This window comes from Streptomyces sp. NRRL F-6492 (genome assembly GCF_001280125.1).
In the GTDB taxonomy this organism is placed as follows: Bacteria; Actinomycetota; Actinomycetes; order Streptomycetales; family Streptomycetaceae; genus Streptomyces.
In genome coordinates this window covers 1-16,464 of the sequence record NZ_LGEG01000210.1, presented here as the reverse complement: position 1 = coordinate 16,464, position 16,464 = coordinate 1, and the positions used below count along the sequence as shown (strand labels likewise).

General features: G+C 70.8%; 12 protein-coding genes. 9 read left to right on the top strand and 3 right to left on the bottom strand.

Annotated elements, in window-relative coordinates:
* Positions 1-110: 110 nt before the first annotated feature.
* On the bottom strand, positions 111-4,076 hold the full coding sequence (eccCa, locus tag ADL08_RS15750; protein WP_053643295.1) for a type VII secretion protein EccCa: 3,966 nt from the start codon (positions 4,074-4,076) through the stop codon (positions 111-113).
* Positions 4,077-4,359: 283 nt separating this feature from the next.
* On the opposite strand from eccCa, the gene eccD reads away from it, so the two are divergent.
* The 6 genes from eccD to ADL08_RS15720 all read left to right on the top strand — a co-directional run bounded on the left by eccD (position 4,360) and on the right by ADL08_RS15720 (position 11,461).
* The gene (gene eccD / locus ADL08_RS15745) at positions 4,360-5,859 is read left to right on the top strand and encodes a type VII secretion integral membrane protein EccD (protein WP_053643293.1); all 1,500 of its coding nucleotides are present in this window, start codon (positions 4,360-4,362) and stop codon (positions 5,857-5,859) included.
* 162 nt (positions 5,860-6,021) lie between these two features.
* Complete coding sequence (gene rpsO / locus ADL08_RS15740) at positions 6,022-6,312, top strand: 30S ribosomal protein S15 (RefSeq protein WP_015036567.1); 291 nt, start codon at positions 6,022-6,024, stop codon at positions 6,310-6,312.
* 319 nt (positions 6,313-6,631) lie between these two features.
* Positions 6,632-8,848, top strand: coding sequence for a polyribonucleotide nucleotidyltransferase (locus ADL08_RS15735; protein WP_053643291.1), 2,217 nt, complete (start codon positions 6,632-6,634; stop codon positions 8,846-8,848).
* Entirely contained in the window at positions 8,845-10,224 is a 1,380-nt protein-coding gene (locus tag ADL08_RS15730; protein ID WP_053643288.1) for a M16 family metallopeptidase, read from the top strand. Before ADL08_RS15735 ends, ADL08_RS15730 begins: the two co-directional genes overlap by 4 nt.
* Before the next feature lie 26 nt (positions 10,225-10,250).
* A complete protein-coding gene (gene dapB, locus ADL08_RS15725; protein ID WP_053643286.1) occupies positions 10,251-11,003 on the top strand; it encodes a 4-hydroxy-tetrahydrodipicolinate reductase in 753 nt (250 codons plus the stop codon).
* A gap of 5 nt (positions 11,004-11,008) precedes the next feature.
* Complete coding sequence (locus ADL08_RS15720) at positions 11,009-11,461, top strand: hypothetical protein (RefSeq protein WP_053643284.1); 453 nt, start codon at positions 11,009-11,011, stop codon at positions 11,459-11,461.
* Here the strand turns inward: ADL08_RS15720 and ADL08_RS15715 are convergent.
* The gene (locus ADL08_RS15715) at positions 11,451-12,032 is read right to left on the bottom strand and encodes a hypothetical protein (protein WP_053643282.1); all 582 of its coding nucleotides are present in this window, start codon (positions 12,030-12,032) and stop codon (positions 11,451-11,453) included. The two genes, ADL08_RS15720 and ADL08_RS15715, sit on opposite strands and share 11 nt — an antisense overlap.
* Before the next feature lie 54 nt (positions 12,033-12,086).
* Positions 12,087-12,326, bottom strand: coding sequence for a hypothetical protein (locus ADL08_RS15710; RefSeq protein WP_053643280.1), 240 nt, complete (start codon positions 12,324-12,326; stop codon positions 12,087-12,089).
* Positions 12,327-12,524: 198 nt separating this feature from the next.
* Here ADL08_RS15710 and thyX point away from each other — a divergent pair, with 198 nt between their 5' ends.
* The 3 genes from thyX to ADL08_RS15695 all read left to right on the top strand — a co-directional run bounded on the left by thyX (position 12,525) and on the right by ADL08_RS15695 (position 16,146).
* The gene (gene thyX, locus ADL08_RS15705) at positions 12,525-13,265 is read left to right on the top strand and encodes an FAD-dependent thymidylate synthase (protein ID WP_053643278.1); all 741 of its coding nucleotides are present in this window, start codon (positions 12,525-12,527) and stop codon (positions 13,263-13,265) included.
* A gap of 177 nt (positions 13,266-13,442) precedes the next feature.
* Positions 13,443-14,342 carry a 4-hydroxy-tetrahydrodipicolinate synthase gene (dapA, locus tag ADL08_RS15700; protein ID WP_053643276.1) on the top strand — a complete coding sequence of 300 codons (900 nt, stop codon included), beginning with the start codon at positions 13,443-13,445 and terminating at the stop codon, positions 14,340-14,342.
* A gap of 118 nt (positions 14,343-14,460) precedes the next feature.
* Complete coding sequence (locus ADL08_RS15695) at positions 14,461-16,146, top strand: ribonuclease J (protein ID WP_053643274.1); 1,686 nt, start codon at positions 14,461-14,463, stop codon at positions 16,144-16,146.
* The last annotated feature ends 318 nt before the right edge of the window (positions 16,147-16,464 follow it).

Sequence of the window (16,464 nt, the reverse complement as noted above, 5' to 3'; positions counted from 1 at the left end):
CGGGTCGGTGGAGCGCCGGAGATACACGTCGAACCTCGCCGGGCCCACGCACGCGAGCAGCAGGAACAGCAGGGCCGGGCCCCCGAACCAGAACGCGATCGTCCGCACCGTCACACCTCCGGCACGCGGCCGGTCTGCACCAGCGGGTTCCCCCGCTGCCGCGACACGTAGACGCCCCGGCCCGCCGGCATCGGCCGCATGCGGACGCCGCCGAGCACGTCGCCCTCCTGCGGGTCGCCGGAGAGCAGGACGCCCTGGGCGCCGAGCTCCATCATCCGCTGCATGAAGGACTCGTACGCCGCCCGGCTCGCACCGGCCGCGCTGCGCGCGATGATGAAGCGGACGCCCACGTCCCGCGCGAACGGCAGCATCTCCGTCAGCTTCGCCAGCGGGTTGCCGCTGGACGTGGACACCAGGTCGTAGTCGTCCACGACCACGAAGAGGGACGGTCCCTGCCACCAGCTGCGCTCCCGCAGCTGCTGCGCCGTGACGTCCGCCGAAGGCGAGCGGCGCCGCATCAGGTCGGCGAGCGCGTCCACGTGGTGCTCCATGTTGTTCGACATGGGCACGTACTCCGCGAGGTGGCTCGCCGGGGCGACGTCGAGCAGCGCCCGCCGGTTGTCGATCACGAAGAACTTCGCCGTGCTCCCGTCGTACCGCTCCGAGATCTGCTTGATGAGCAACCGCAGCAGGTTCGACTTGCCCGACTCGCTCTCGCCGAAGACCAGGAAGAACGGGTCGCGGTCGAAGTCCACGAAGACCGGCTCCAGGCCGTTCTCGTCGATGGCGAACGCGACGCCGCGCCCCGGCTCCGCGTGACCGGCGGGCAGCTCGCGCACGTCCAGCTCGCGCGGCAGCAGCCGCACCTCCGGCGCGCCCGGCGCCGTCCAGTGGCGCGTGACCTCCTGCGTCATCGCGGCCGTCGCCTCGGACAGGTCGCTGTCGGAGCTGATGCCGTCGATGCGCGGCACGGCCGCCATGAAGTGCAGCTTCTCCGGCGTCAGACCGCGGCCGGGCACGCCCGTCGGCACGTTGGCGGCGATCTTGCGGTCCAGCTCGGAGTCCATCGTGTCGCCGAGCCGCAGTTCCAGCCTGTTCATCAGGTGGTCCTTGAGGTTGGCGCGGACCTCCATGGAGCGCGAGGCCGTCAGGATCACGTGGATGCCGTAGCCGAGCCCGCGCGCGGCGATGTCGACGACGGCGGCCTCCAGACCCTCGTACTCGGTGCGGAAGTTGCCCCAGCCGTCGATCACGAGGAAGACGTCGCCCCACGGCTGGTCCTTCACCGAGATGTCGCCGCGGGCCCGGAGCCTGCGGTACGTCGCTATGGAGTCGACGCCCGCACTGCGGAAGTACTCCTCGCGGCGCGACATGACGCCGTAGACCTCGGCCACCGTGCGGCGCACCCGCTCGGGATCGAGCCGGGACGCCACCCCGCCGACGTGCGGAAGCCCCGCGACCGAGGACAGACCGCCACCACCGAAGTCGAGGCCGTAGAACTGCACCTCGTGCGGGGTGTGGGTCAGCGCGAAGGCGGAGACGATCGTCCGCAGCAGCGTCGACTTTCCGGACTGCGGACCGCCGATGATCTGCATGTGGCCCGCGGCGCCGGAGAAGTCCCGGTAGAGCGTGTCGCGGCGCTGCTCGTACGGCTTGTCCACGACGCCCAGCGGTACGACGAGCCTGCCGGCCCCCTCGTACCCCTGCTGCGTCAGGCCCCGGCCCTCCACACCCGCGAGACCGGGCAGGACCGAGTCGAGCGGCGGCGGGTTGTCGAGCGGCGGCAGCCACACCTGGTGCGCCTCGACGCCGCGCCCCTCCAGCCGGCGCACGATCACGTCGAGCACCGAGTCGGCCAGCGCGTCGTCCTCCGGCCTGCGGGCCTCGGGCACCCGCCCCCGGGCGACCGGTTCGACGTGGTGGACCGGGACGTGCCCCGCGGTGAACAGGGCCGGCCGGCGGTCCACCGGCAGCGGCCCGCCCGGCACGACGGCGTGCTGGTTCGTCCGGTACACCCCGGAGACGTACGCCGCCTTGAAGCGGACCATCTCGTCGGTGCCGTACTTGAGGTACCCGGAACCGGGCACGTTCGGCAGCGTGTAGGCGTCGGGCACGCCGATGGCCGCGCGGGACTCGGCGGCGGAGAAGGTCCGCAGACCGATCCGGTACGAGAGGTACGTCTCCAGGCCGCGCAGCCGGCCCTCCTCCAGGCGCTGCGAGGCCAGCAGCAGGTGCACGCCGAGCGAACGCCCGATGCGGCCGATCTGCACGAACATCTCGATGAAGTCCGGCATGGCCGTGAGCAGCTCGCTGAACTCGTCGATGACGAGGACGAGCGACGGGATCGGCTGGAGCGGCGCGCCCGCCGCGCGGGCCTTCTCGTAGTCGTGGATGTTGGCGTAGTTGCCCGCGTCGCGCAGCATCTCCTGGCGCCGGTTCAGCTCGCCCCGGATGGAGTCGCCCATGCGGTCCACCAGCGTGAGGTCGTCCGCCAGGTTGGTGATCACCGCGGCGACGTGCGGCATCTGCGACATGCCGGCGAAGGTGGCGCCGCCCTTGAAGTCCGCGAGGACGAAGTTCAGCGTCTCGGAGGAGTGCGTCACCGCCAGGCCGAGGACGAGCGTGCGCAGCAGCTCCGACTTGCCGGAACCGGTCGCGCCCACGCACAGGCCGTGCGGGCCCATGCCCTCCTGTGCCGCCTCCTTGAGGTCGAGCATCACCGGGACGCCGTCCTCGCCGACGCCGATCGGCACCCGCAGCCGCTCCGAGCGGGAACGGGGACGCCAGGTGCGGGCGACGTCGACCGACGCCGCGTCGCCGAGGTTCAGCAGGTCGGTGAAGTCCAGGTTGGCCAGCAGCGGTTCGTCGTCGTCCGCACCGGACGCGACCCGCAGCGGGGCGAGCTGGCGGGCGAGCGCCTCGGCGACGTCCGGGCCCAGCCGGTCGGGCGCCCCGTCGTACACGTGCCCGTGCCCGGACTCCAGGCGCAGCGAGTCGCCCTCCACGATCACGGACAGGTCGCCGCGGGCCCCGGTGTTCCGGCCCTGCACGACCTCGATGATCGTCACGCCCTGGATGCCCTCGGGGGAGGCGAGCGCCGAGGTCTGCGGGACCGACTGGCCGTCGAGCACGACGACGAGGTGCGGGTGGTCGAGCAGCGGATGGCCGGCGCCCTGGAAGCGGGGGCGTCCTTCGAGCCGGGCGTCGAGCATGTCCTGCAGTTCGCGCGCGTCCGTGGTGATCAGGCGCCGGCTGCCCGCGCCGTCCCCGGGCCCCGAAGCCTGCACGTGCGGCAGCCACTTCGCCCACTCCCACGCGGGCGCCGCCCCGCCGTCCACGGCGACGGCGACGACCAGGTCCTCGGGGGAGTGCAGCGCCGCGAGCGAGCCGATCATGGCGCGCGCGGTGGAACGCGCGGAGTCGCCGTCCCCGCTCACGGTGAGGTGGTAGAAGGCGCGCAGCGACACGGCCATGGGCAGGCCGTCCAGGGTGCCGTGCGCGGTGAGGAACTGCCGCATCGCACCGGCGGTCAGCGGCTCCAACTCGTCCACGGGGGCGGTTTCGGGGGCGACGAGCGGAGTCGCGAGCTGCTGGCTGCCGAGTCCGACGCGGACCTGCGCGAAGTCGTCGTCGCCGATGCGCCGTTCCCAGACCCGGCTGCCCTCGGCGACCAGCGCCCACAACTGCTCGGGCGCCGGGTGCAGGTAGAACTGCGCGTCGCGCTGGAGGCGGGCGGTCCTCAGGACGGCGCGCCGCGTCTGGGTCAGGTACTTCAGGTAGTCGCGCCGCAGGTCGGCGAGCTGCCCCTGCGTCCCGCGCCGGTAGCGGACCAGCATCGCGATCGCCATGGCGACCGTCGAGGCGATCATGATCATGCCCATGATGCGCATGATCGGGTTCGGCGTCATGAAGAAGAAGACCACCGAACCGCCCATGCCGAGCATCGGCAGGAGCTGCATCAGGGCGCCCTCCTGCTGTCCCCTGGGCAGCTCCGGAGGGGGTTGCAACTGCACCTGCTCGCTCGGCACTTCGGAGGGCAGAGCCCGTGGTGGGCGCTTGACGACGATCTGACTCACAGCTCACCAATTTCCGTTGCCGGACGGAAAGTTCCTCTGGGCGCCCCCGTGGCGACGAGTTCCATCCGCGGGGAGGGATCTTACTTTGGTGCACCGTCGCGGGTGGGCGGTAGGGTGACCCGAAACGTTTGCGCGCCCATGAGCTATCGCAAAAAAGGGTCATTCGGAACGCATCGTTCGGAGCGCATCGTCCAGGGCGCGTCGCACCGGGATCCCACAGCGCTCGGAGTGCGCCGCCAGGCCTGCCGGCCAGGACCACCACGAGGGGAAGCAGCAGGTGAGTATGACGGCCCCAGCCACGGCCAGCGGACCGGGCCAGTCGGCCCCCGCGGCCGTGTTCCACGGCGGCACCGGCTTCTGCCGGGTCACGGTCGTCGCGCCCGACGGCCGCGTCGACGTCGCCCTGCCCGAGGACGTCGCGGTCGCGGACCTCTATCCGGAGGTCCTCCGCCTGTCCGGCCAGACCCCGGCGCCGGGCGCCCCGGTCGGCTACCACCTGGTGCGCCGCGACGGCACCGTCCTCGACGGCGGCCGCTCGCTCGCGGCCCAGCGCATCCTCGACGGCGAACTGCTCTCGCTGCGCCCCTTCGCCGAGTCCCTGCCGCCCGCCGTCTTCGACGACGTCTCCGACGCCGTGGCCTCCGCCGTGGCCCGCGACCGCACGCTGTGGTCCGACGCCCTGATGCGCGGCGCCGGGCTCTTCGGCGGCGCGGTCCTCCTCGTCCTGCTCGCCTTCGTCCTGTGGACGGCCGACCCCCGGCACGACACGCACGGCCTGCCGGGCATCCTCGCCGCCGTCACCGGCGTACTGCTCCTGGCGCTCGCCGGCGTCCGCGCCCGGGTCTACGACGACAGGGGCTCCGCCGTGGCGCTGGGCACCGGCGCCATGGCGAACGCCGCCGTCGCCGGCGCCGGACTGCTGCCGCTGGCGGCCGGGCAGGGCATCGGCAAGCTCCAGTTCCTCCTCGCCTGCGCCGCCGTCCTCGTCTTCGCCGTGATCCTGACGATCGTCTCCCCGGGCGGCGACGGCCCGTTCGTCGCGTTCGTCCTCGCCTCGGCCGTCGGCCTCCTCGTCGGCTTCGTGGCCGTGCTGACGAACCTGGAGCCGTCCGAGACCGCCGCCGTCTGCGCGCCCCTCGCCGTCGGCGCCCTCGCCTTCCTGCCCGGGCTCTCCACCCGGTTCGCCCGGCTCCCCATCGGCTTCGACCCGCCCAGGACCGCCGTCGGCGGCTACGGCACCGAGGCCGAGCCCCAGGGCCCGGTCGACGCCGTCCGCATCGCCGCGCAGGCCCGCCGCGGCCACGAGCTCATGGTCGGCCTCGTCGGCGGCTGCGCCCTCGTCGCCGTCACCGCCTCCGCCGTCCTCGGCTTCTCCGAGAACGTCTGGGGACAGCTCCTGGCGCTCGCCACCGGCGTCGCCATGCTGATGCGCGCCCACCTCTTCCGCTACACCGCGCAGGTCGGCTGCGCCCTCGGGGCCGGCCTCGGCGCCCTGGTGCTGCTCGGCCTCGGCCTCTGCCTCAACCCGCCCCCGGAGCTGATCCAGGAGGCCCTCAAGGGCGATGGCACCGGCCTGGACATCCGTACGATCTGGCTCTCCGCCGCCGTCGCGGGCGTCGCCGCGCTGATCACCGCCATCGGCCTGATCGTCCCGCGCAAGGGCGTCACCCCCTTCTGGGGCCGCTTCCTGGAGATCGCCGAGACCTTCGTCCTGCTCACGCTGCTGCCGCTCTGCCTCGCGGTCTTCGACGTCTACCACTCCGTCCGGGCGATGACATCCTGAGCCCTGGTACGCTGTGTGACGGCCGTTTGTGTACGCGCTCCCGGAAGCCTCCGAGCCTCTGGAAGCTGCGCCCATCGGACCTTCGCCCGCCGAGTCACGGAAGCTTCCCCTGAGAACTGGACCAGGGGCACTCGCGGGCGCACGAACCAAGAGGAGATCCGCGTGGCTCTCGACGCCGCCGTCAAGAAGCAGATCATGGCCGAGTTCGGCACCAAGGAGGGCGACACCGGCTCCCCCGAGGTCCAGGTCGCGATGCTGTCCCGTCGCATCTCGGACCTGACCGAGCACCTCAAGCAGCACAAGCACGACCACCACTCCCGTCGTGGTCTGCTGATCCTGGTCGGCCAGCGCCGCCGCCTGCTGCAGTACCTGGCCAAGAAGGACATCCAGCGCTTCCGTACGCTGGTCGACCGCCTCGGCATCCGCCGCGGTGCGGCCGGCGGCGCCAAGTAAGACGCCGTGAAGGGAGCGGTTCCCCCTGTCAGGGGGCCGCTCCCTTTGCCGTACGCCCTGCCTTGCGCGCTGTCGCACGTGCTGCTGTACGTGCGCGAAGTGCGTCCGGACATTTAGTCTGGTAGCTACAACCCCATACGACGAGCGAGAAGCCGCCGGCCAGCCGCCGGTCCTCGGTAGTGGCCCCCGGAACCGAATCCCGGGTGCTTCGATCGAAGACCGGCCCGCCCCCGAGTGCGAGCTTCTGCGCCGCCGTCGCACACCGTCCCCGGCCACACGGGCCCCGGACGCAAAGACGAACACGTAGGAGAACCCCATAGTGGAGAACGAGACCCACTACGCCGAGGCCGTCATCGACAACGGCACCTTCGGCACCCGCACCATCCGCTTCGAGACCGGCCGTCTGGCCAAGCAGGCCGCCGGCTCCGCCGTCGCCTACCTGGACGACGACACGATGGTCCTCTCGGCGACCACCGCCTCGAAGCGCCCCAAGGACCAGCTCGACTTCTTCCCCCTGACGGTGGACGTCGAGGAGCGGCAGTACGCGGCCGGCAAGATCCCCGGCTCCTTCTTCCGCCGGGAGGGCCGCCCCTCCGAGGACGCGATCCTCACCTGCCGTCTGATCGACCGGCCGCTGCGCCCCTCCTTCAAGAAGGGCCTGCGCAACGAGATCCAGATCGTCGAGACGATCATGGCGCTCAACCCCGACCACCTGTACGACGTGGTCGCGATCAACGCCGCCTCCGCCTCCACGATCCTGGCGGGCCTGCCCTTCTCCGGCCCCATCGGCGCCACCCGCGTCGCCCTGATCAAGGGCCAGTGGGTCGCGTTCCCGACGCACACCGAGCTCGAGGACGCCGTCTTCGACATGGTCGTCGCCGGTCGCGTCCTGGAGGACGGCGACGTCGCGATCATGATGGTCGAGGCCGAGGCCACCGAGAAGACCGTGCAGCTCGTCAAGGACGGCGCCGAGGCGCCGACCGAGGAGATCGTCGCCGCCGGTCTCGAGGCCGCGAAGCCCTTCATCAAGGCCCTCTGCAAGGCCCAGTCGGACCTCGCCGCCAAGGCCGCCAAGCCCACCGGCGAGTTCCCGGTCTTCCTGGACTACCAGGACGACGTCCTGGAGGCGCTCACCGCCGCCGTCAAGGGCGAGCTCTCCAAGGCGCTCACCATCGCCGGCAAGCAGGAGCGCGAGGCCGAGCTCGACCGCATCAAGGAGCTCGCCGCCGAGAAGCTCCTCCCGGCCTTCGAGGGCCGCGAGAAGGAGATCTCGGGCGCCTACCGCGCGCTGACCAAGAAGCTGGTCCGCGAGCGCGTCATCAAGGACAAGGTCCGCATCGACGGCCGTGGCCTCACCGACATCCGTACGCTCGCGGCCGAGGTCGAGGCCATCCCGCGCGTGCACGGCTCGGCGCTGTTCGAGCGTGGCGAGACCCAGATCCTGGGCGTCACCACCCTCAACATGCTCCGCATGGAGCAGCAGCTGGACACCCTCTCCCCGGTGACCCGCAAGCGCTACATGCACAACTACAACTTCCCGCCGTACTCCGTCGGCGAGACCGGCCGCGTGGGCTCGCCCAAGCGCCGCGAGATCGGCCACGGCGCCCTCGCCGAGCGCGCCCTCGTGCCGGTCCTCCCGACCCGCGAGGAGTTCCCCTACGCGATCCGCCAGGTGTCCGAGGCCCTCGGCTCCAACGGTTCGACGTCGATGGGCTCGGTCTGCGCCTCCACCATGTCGCTGCTGAACGCCGGTGTGCCCCTCAAGGCCCCCGTCGCCGGCATCGCCATGGGCCTGATCTCCGAGGACATCGACGGCCAGACGCACTACGTCGCCCTCACCGACATCCTCGGTGCGGAGGACGCCTTCGGCGACATGGACTTCAAGGTCGCCGGTACGAAGGACTTCGTCACCGCCCTCCAGCTCGACACCAAGCTGGACGGCATCCCGGCCTCCGTCCTGGCCGCGGCCCTCAAGCAGGCCCGCGACGCCCGCCTCCACATCCTCGACGTGATGATGGAAGCGATCGACACGCCGGACGAGATGTCCCCGAACGCCCCGCGGATCATCACCGTCAAGATCCCCGTGGACAAGATCGGCGAGGTCATCGGCCCCAAGGGCAAGATGATCAACCAGATCCAGGAGGACACCGGCGCCGAGATCACGATCGAGGACGACGGCACCATCTACATCGGTGCCCAGCAGGGCTCGCAGGCCGAGGCCGCCCGCGCCACGATCAACGGCATCGCCAACCCGACCATGCCGGAGGTCGGCGAGCGCTACCTGGGTACGGTCGTCAAGACCACCACCTTCGGTGCCTTCGTCTCCCTCATGCCCGGCAAGGACGGCCTGCTGCACATCTCGCAGATCCGCAAGCTCGCCGGTGGCAAGCGCGTGGAGAACGTCGAGGACGTGCTCGCGATCGGCTCCAAGGTCCAGGTCGAGATCGCCGAGATCGACCAGCGCGGCAAGCTCTCCCTGATCCCCGTGATCGCGGACGAGGACGCCGAGGGTGACAAGGACGACACCGCCAAGTGACGTCCCGTAGTTCCCGCGCGACGGCCCGCCCCTCCTCGGAGGGGCGGGCCGTCGCCCGTACCCAAACGCTTCTCCCGGGCAGGGACGGCATCGGCACGGTCCGCCGCACGACCCTCCCCGGCGGCCTCCGCATCGTCACCGAGACCCTCCCCTCCGTCCGCTCCGCCACCTTCGGCATCTGGGCGCACGTCGGGTCCCGTGACGAGACTCCGACGCTCAACGGCGCGACCCACTACCTGGAGCACCTCCTCTTCAAGGGCACCCACGAGCGGTCCGCCCTCGACATCTCCGCCGCGATCGACGCGGTCGGCGGCGAGATGAACGCCTTCACGGCGAAGGAGTACACCTGCTACTACGCGCGGGTCCTCGACACCGACCTGCCGCTCGCGATCGACGTCGTCTGCGACATGCTCACCGGCTCGCTCGTCCTCGAAGAGGACGTGGACGCCGAGCGCGGCGTCATCCTCGAAGAGATCGCGATGACCGAGGACGACCCCGGCGACGTCGTGCACGAGCTGTTCGCGCAGACGATGTTCGGCGACACCCCGCTCGGCCGCCCGGTCCTCGGCACCGTCGACACCGTCAACGCGCTCACCCGCGGCCAGATCGCCCGCTTCTACAAGAAGCACTACGACCCGACCCACCTGGTCGTCGCCGCCGCCGGCAACGTCGACCACGCCACGGTGGTGCGCCAGGTCCGCCGCGCCTTCGATAAGGCCGGCGCCCTCACCCGCACCGACGCCGTCCCCGTCGCCCCCCGCGACGGCCGGCGCACCCTGCGCGCGGCGGGCCGCGTCGAGCTCCTGAACCGCAAGACCGAGCAGGCCCACGTGGTCCTCGGCATGCCGGGCCTGGCCCGCACCGACGAGCGCCGCTGGGCCCTCGGCGTGCTGAACACCGCCCTCGGCGGCGGCATGTCCTCCCGCCTCTTCCAGGAGGTCCGCGAGAAGCGCGGCCTGGCCTACAGCGTGTACTCGTACACCTCGGGCTTCGCCGACTGCGGCCTCTTCGGGGTGTACGCGGGCTGCCGGCCCGGCCAGGTCCACGACGTCCTGAAGATCTGCCGGGACGAGCTGCACAAGGTCGCCTCCGACGGCCTCACGGACGAGGAGATCCGCCGCGCCGTCGGCCAGCTCTCCGGCTCGACCGTGCTCGGCCTGGAGGACACCGGCGCGCTGATGAACCGCATCGGCAAGAGCGAGCTGTGCTGGGGCACCCAGATGTCGGTCGACGACATGCTGTCCCGGATCGCCGCCGTCACCCCGGACGAGGTCCGGGACGTCGCCCGCGATGTACTGGAGCAGCGGCCCTCGCTCGCGGTGATCGGCCCGCTGAAGGACAAGCAGGCCGACCGCCTCCAGCGAGCGGTCTCCTGACCCACGAGTCCCCTTAAGGAAGAGCAATGAGCAAGCTGCGCGTGGCGGTCCTCGGAGCACGGGGCCGCATCGGCTCCGAAGCGGTCCGGGCCGTCGAGGCCGCCGAGGACATGGAACTGGTCGCGGCCCTCGGCCGCGGCGACGGGCTGCAGAAGCTCGTCGAGGCGGACGCCCAGGTCGTGGTCGAACTGACCACGCCCGCCTCGGTGATGGAGAACCTCGACTTCTGCCTGCGGCACGGCATGCACGCCGTCGTCGGCACCACCGGCTGGACCGAGGAGCGCCTCGCGCAGCTGCGGACCCGGCTCGACGCCTCCCCGGGGACCGGCGTCCTCATCGCCCCGAACTTCTCCATCGGCGCGGTCCTCACGATGAGGTTCGCCCAGATCGCGGCCCCGTACTTCGAGTCGGTCGAGGTCGTCGAGCTGCACCACCCGAACAAGGTCGACGCCCCCTCGGGCACCGCCACCCGCACCGCCCAGCTGATCGCCGAGGCCCGGTCGAAGGCAGGCTGCGCCCCGCAGCCCGACGCCACGACCACGGCCCTGGACGGCGCGCGCGGCGCCGACGTCGACGGCGTCCCGGTGCACGCCGTGCGCCTGCGCGGGCTCCTCGCCCACCAGGAGGTGCTCCTCGGCGGCGAGGGCGAGACCCTCACCGTCCGGCACGACTCCCTGCACCACTCCAGCTTCATGCCGGGCATCCTGCTCGGGGCCCGTCGCGTGACCGGTACTCCCGGCCTCACCTTCGGCCTGGAGCACTTCCTGGACCTGGGCTGACGGCCATGGGCGGAAAGATCACGTACGTCTTCCTCTCCACCGTGCTCGTGCTGGTCTTCGGCGTGGTGGCGATGGAGGGCGTCCTGCTGCTCCTCACCGGCGAACCGGCCGCCATGGGCATGGGCGCGGTGGCGTTCCTGCTGCCCCTGGTCGGCGCCTGGTTCCTCTGGAAGAACACCCGCTTCGCCCGCCGGGCGAACCGCCTGGCCGCCGAACTGGAGGCGGAGGGCGGTCTGCCCGTCGACGAGCCGGCGCGCACGGCGGGCGGCCGGATCGACCGGGACTCGGCCGACGAGGTCTTCGCCCGGCGCAAGGCCGAGACGGAGGACTCACCCGAGGACTGGCGCTGCTGGTTCCGGCTCGCGGTCGCCTATCACGACGCCCGCGACACCCCCAGGGCCCGCAAGGCGATGCAGCGGGCCATCGCGCTCCACGAGGGGCGACCGGTCAGCGCGTAGCGGCGGCCGGTGCCGACGCCGGGGCCGGCACCGGGCCGTACTCGGCGCTCCAGGCCTCGACCGTGTCGGCCGCCCGGTCGAAGGCCTCGACCCGGGAGAGGAAGTCGGCGTTGTGGTCGGTGAGCAGCACCCGCTGCTCACCACCCTGCCGGCCGAGCACCAGGGCCTGCCCCTGGACGGTGCGGGGGAGTCCCAGCCAGCGCACCGGCTGCTGGACGGTCCGTACGGACGTCACCTCGGCCCACGGCACGGTGACGGTCGACAGGAAGCCCACGCGCCGCACACCGGCCCGGCTCACCCAGGTGCCCATCCGCAGCATCCGCAGGGTGGACAGGATGATCAGTCCGGCGATGCCGAAGGTGACGGTCGCGCCGCCGACGGAGCCCGCCGCGGCGACGATCACCGCGGCGAGCAGGACGAAGGAGGCGAGCAGCAGCGAAAGCGCCGCCGCCCCGACCCGCCAGGACCCCGGCCGGTACGGACGACGCCACTGGTCGTGGTCGTCGAACGGCAGGGCGACCTGGTCGTTCGCGTCAAAAGCACGGTCGGCCGTCAGAAAGGGCAGGGGCACGACAGATCCTCACTCACAAGCACGCTCGAAGGGGCGGTGCCCGGTGAGGCTACCTCAGCGGTTGTCGGAGGCCTCGGACTGCTGCTGACGAGTGGCCGAGTCACCCGACTGGAGCGAGGGCATCCCGAGGACGAGCGCCCCGACGAGGCCGGCCACGACGGTCAGCCCGAGCAGGGTGCGTCCCACGAGCTGCGAGGCGCTGGGGCGCTCCCGGGGCGGTGGAGTGACGTTACTGCGAAAGTGGTCGGCCTCCGCGACGAACGCGAACGGTACGGGCTCTCGCCGGCGGAACATCAGGTCCACTCTCCTCGGGTGTCGTCGTGCTTCACAGGTACAGACGACAGAACCGGTCCTTTGGTGCCCGATTTCGCCAAGGATTTCACCAAACCGGCCGAATGTAGTCCTCCGGTAGGAGGGGGTCCGCCCTCCGGAGGATCCCCCCTCGGTCCCTCGTTAAAGTGGGCCGCTGCACCCCGACTGGAAGGACCGCTGGTGAGCGACAGCCCCACCGAGAACGTGAAGATCGACTTCCGGAGCGACGTCACCGTCGACCTGGTCAAGAGCGCGGCGGCGGACTCCGACGTCCTGTGGGCCGCCCGGGTCTCCACGGCGGGCGAGCAGTCCCTCGAAGAGCTCCAGAAGGACCCGGAGCGCTCGAAGGGCCTCATCAACTACCTGATGCGGGACCGCCACGGCAGCCCGTTCGAGCACAACTCGATGACCTTCTTCATCAGCGCCCCGATCTTCGTCTTCCGCGAGTTCATGCGGCACCGCGTGGGCTGGTCGTACAACGAGGAGTCGGGCCGCTACAGGGAGCTCCAGCCGGTCTTCTACGTCCCCGACGCCTCCCGCAAGCTCGTCCAGGAGGGGCGCCCCGGCAAGTACGTCTTCGTCGAGGGCACCCGGGAGCAGCACGACCTGGTGAGCCGCTCGATGGAGGACTCGTACCGGCAGGCCTACGAGACGTACCAGGAGATGCTGGCCGCGGGCGTCGCCCGCGAGGTCGCCCGCGCGGTCCTCCCGGTCGGCCTCTTCTCCTCGATGTACGCCACCTGCAACGCGCGCTCGCTCATGCACTTCCTGGGCCTGCGCACCCAGCACGAACTGGCCGCGGTCCCGTCCTTCCCGCAGCGGGAGATCGAGATGGTCGGCGAGCGGATGGAGGAGCACTGGGCCCGGCTGATGCCGCTGACCCACGCCGCCTTCAACAAGAACGGGCGCGTGGCCCCGTAGGGCACACATGTCCGACTCGTGACGCGAAGTGTCCGTATTGCGACGTTTCACGAAGTTCATCTAGGCTGATCAAACGGACCCGGCGCTGGCTGAACCCCCGAGCAGGCAGCGCCGGGCTCCCTTTCTCCCGTCCCCCAGGGGGACACCCGGCGCTGAGCAGCGAGTAGCGTGTTACCCATGGCTCCGATCTCCACTCCGCAGACCCCCTTCGGGCGGGTCCTCACCGCCATGGTCACGCCCTTCACGGCGGACGGCGCACTCGACCTCGACGGTGCCCAGCGGCTCGCCACCCATCTGGTGGACGCGGGCAACGACGGCCTCGTCATCAACGGCACCACCGGCGAGTCCCCCACCACCAGCGACGCGGAGAAATCGGAGCTGGTACGAGCGGTACTGGAGGCGGTCGGCGACCGCGCCCACGTCGTCGCCGGCATCGGCACCAACGACACCCGCCACTCGATCGCACTCGCCCGCACGGCCGAGCGCGACGGAGCCCACGGCCTCCTCGCCGTCACGCCGTACTACAACAAGCCCTCGCAGGAGGGCCTCTACCAGCACTTCTCGGCCATCGCCGACGCCACCGAGCTCCCGGTGATGCTCTACGACATCCCCGGCCGCAGCGGCGTCCCGATCGACACCGAGACGATCGTCCGCCTCGCCGAGCACCCGCGCGTCGTCGCCAACAAGGACGCCAAGGGCGACCTCGGCCGCGCCAGCTGGGCCATCGCCCGCTCCGGCCTCGCCTGGTACTCCGGCGACGACATGCTCAACCTGCCGCTGCTCTCCGTGGGCGCCTGCGGCTTCGTCTCCGTCGTGGGCCACGTGGTCACCCCGGAGCTCCGCGCCCTCCTCGACGCCCACCTGGGCGGCGAGGTCCAGAAGGCGACCGAGATCCACCAGAAGCTGCTCCCGGTCTACACCGGCATGTTCCGCACCCAGGGCGTCATGACCACCAAGGCCGCCCTCGCCCTCCAGAACCTCCCCGCGGGCCCGCTCAGGCTGCCGCTCGTGGAACTCTCCGCACAGGAGACGGAGCAGCTCAGGCTCGACCTGGCCGCCGGCGGGGTAGAACTCTGACAACGGACTTCACAACTGAACACGGTCTGGACAACTGAACACCCACAACAGCAAGTGCACGATTGTCATGCGCGCCACGTGCCAAGGGGTACGTGGCGCGCGTGGTGAGGAGAGTCTTTTGAGTCATCCGCATCCCGAACTCGGCGCCCCGCCGAAGCTGCCCAAGGGAGCCCTGCGCGTCATCCCGCTCGGCGGCCTCGGCGAGATCGGCCGCAACATGACGGTCTTCGAATTCGACGGCCGTCTGCTCATCGTCGACTGCGGCGTCCTCTTCCCCGAGGAGGAGCAGCCCGGCATCGACCTGATCCTGCCCGACTTCACCATCATCCGGGACCGCCTCGACGACATCGAGGGCATCGTGCTCACGCACGGCCACGAGGACCACATCGGTGCCGTCCCCTACCTGCTCCGGCTCAAGCCGGACATCCCGCTGATCGGCTCCAAGCTGACCCTCGCCCTGATCGAGGCCAAGCTCCAGGAGCACCGCATCCGCCCCTACACCCTCGAGGTGAAGGAGGGCGACCGGGAGGTCCTGGGCGCGTTCGACTGCGAGTTCATCGCGGTCAACCACTCCATCCCGGACGCGCTCGCGGTCGCGGTCCGCACCCCCGCGGGCATGGTCGTCGCCACCGGCGACTTCAAGATGGACCAGCTGCCGCTGGACGGCCGCCTCACCGACCTGCACACGTTCGCGCGGCTCAGCGAGGAGGGCATCGACCTCCTGCTGTCCGACTCGACGAACGCCGAGGTCCCGGGCTTCGTCCCGCCGGAGCGGGACATCTCGAACGTCCTGCGGAACGTCTTCGCGAACGCGCCGAAGCGCATCATCGTGGCCAGCTTCGCCAGCCACGTGCACCGCATCCAGCAGATCCTCGACGCCGCCCACGAGTACGGGCGCCGGGTCGCCTTCGTCGGCCGCTCGATGGTCCGCAACATGGGCATCGCCCGAGACCTGGGCTACCTCCGGGTCCCGGCCGGCCTCGTCGTGGACGTGAAGACCCTCGACGACCTGCCGGACGACGAGGTCGTGCTCGTCTGCACGGGCTCCCAGGGCGAGCCGATGGCGGCCCTGTCCCGCATGGCCAACCGCGACCACCAGATCCGGATCGTCCCCGGCGACACCGTGATCCTCGCGTCCTCCCTGATCCCGGGCAACGAGAACGCGGTCTACCGCGTGATCAACGGCCTGACCCGCTGGGGCGCGAACGTCGTCCACAAGGGCAACGCCAAGGTCCACGTCTCGGGCCACGCCTCGGCCGGCGAGCTGCTGTACTTCTACAACATCTGCCGTCCGAAGAACCTCATGCCGGTCCACGGCGAATGGCGCCACCTGCGCGCCAACGCCGAGCTCGGCGCGATGACGGGCATCCCCAAGGACCACATCGTCATCGCCGAGGACGGCGTCGTCGTCGACCTGGTCGACGGCCGCGCCCGGATCACCGGCAAGGTCCAGGCGGGTTACGTGTACGTCGACGGCCTCTCGGTCGGCGACGTCACCGAGACCTCCCTCAAGGACCGCCGGATCCTCGGCGAGGAGGGCATCATCTCGGTCTTCGTCGTGGTCGACTCGTCGACCGGCAAGATCGTGGGCGGCCCCCACGTCCACGCCCGCGGCTCGGGCATCGAGGACTCCGCCTTCGACGCGGTGCTCCCGAAGGTCGACCAGGCGCTCAACAAGTCCTTCCAGGACGGCGTCGTCGAGCCGCACCAGCTCCAGCAGCTGATCCGCCGCTCCGTCGGCAAGTGGGTCTCCGACACCTACCGCCGGCGCCCGATGATCCTTCCGGTCGTCGTAGAGGTCTGACCAGCGCAGTAGGGGAGCGGGGCACCTCGATTTGCATCGGGGCGCCCCGCTCCAGTACGTTTACGGCTCCGCCAGAACAGGAAGCCCCGACGCCGACGTGCGCCCGGAAGGCCGAACGGGAGGCGGGAAATCCGACTCAGAACTTCTGATAAAGTCGGAAACGCCGAAAGGCCCCCGGAGCGAAAGCGAAAGGGACCGGAAAGCACCGAGGAAATCGGGTCGGAAAGATCTGATAGAGTCGGAAACGCAAGACCGAAGGGAAAAGCCCGGAGGAAAGCCCGAGAGGGTGAGTACAAAGGAAGCGTCCGTTCCTTGAGA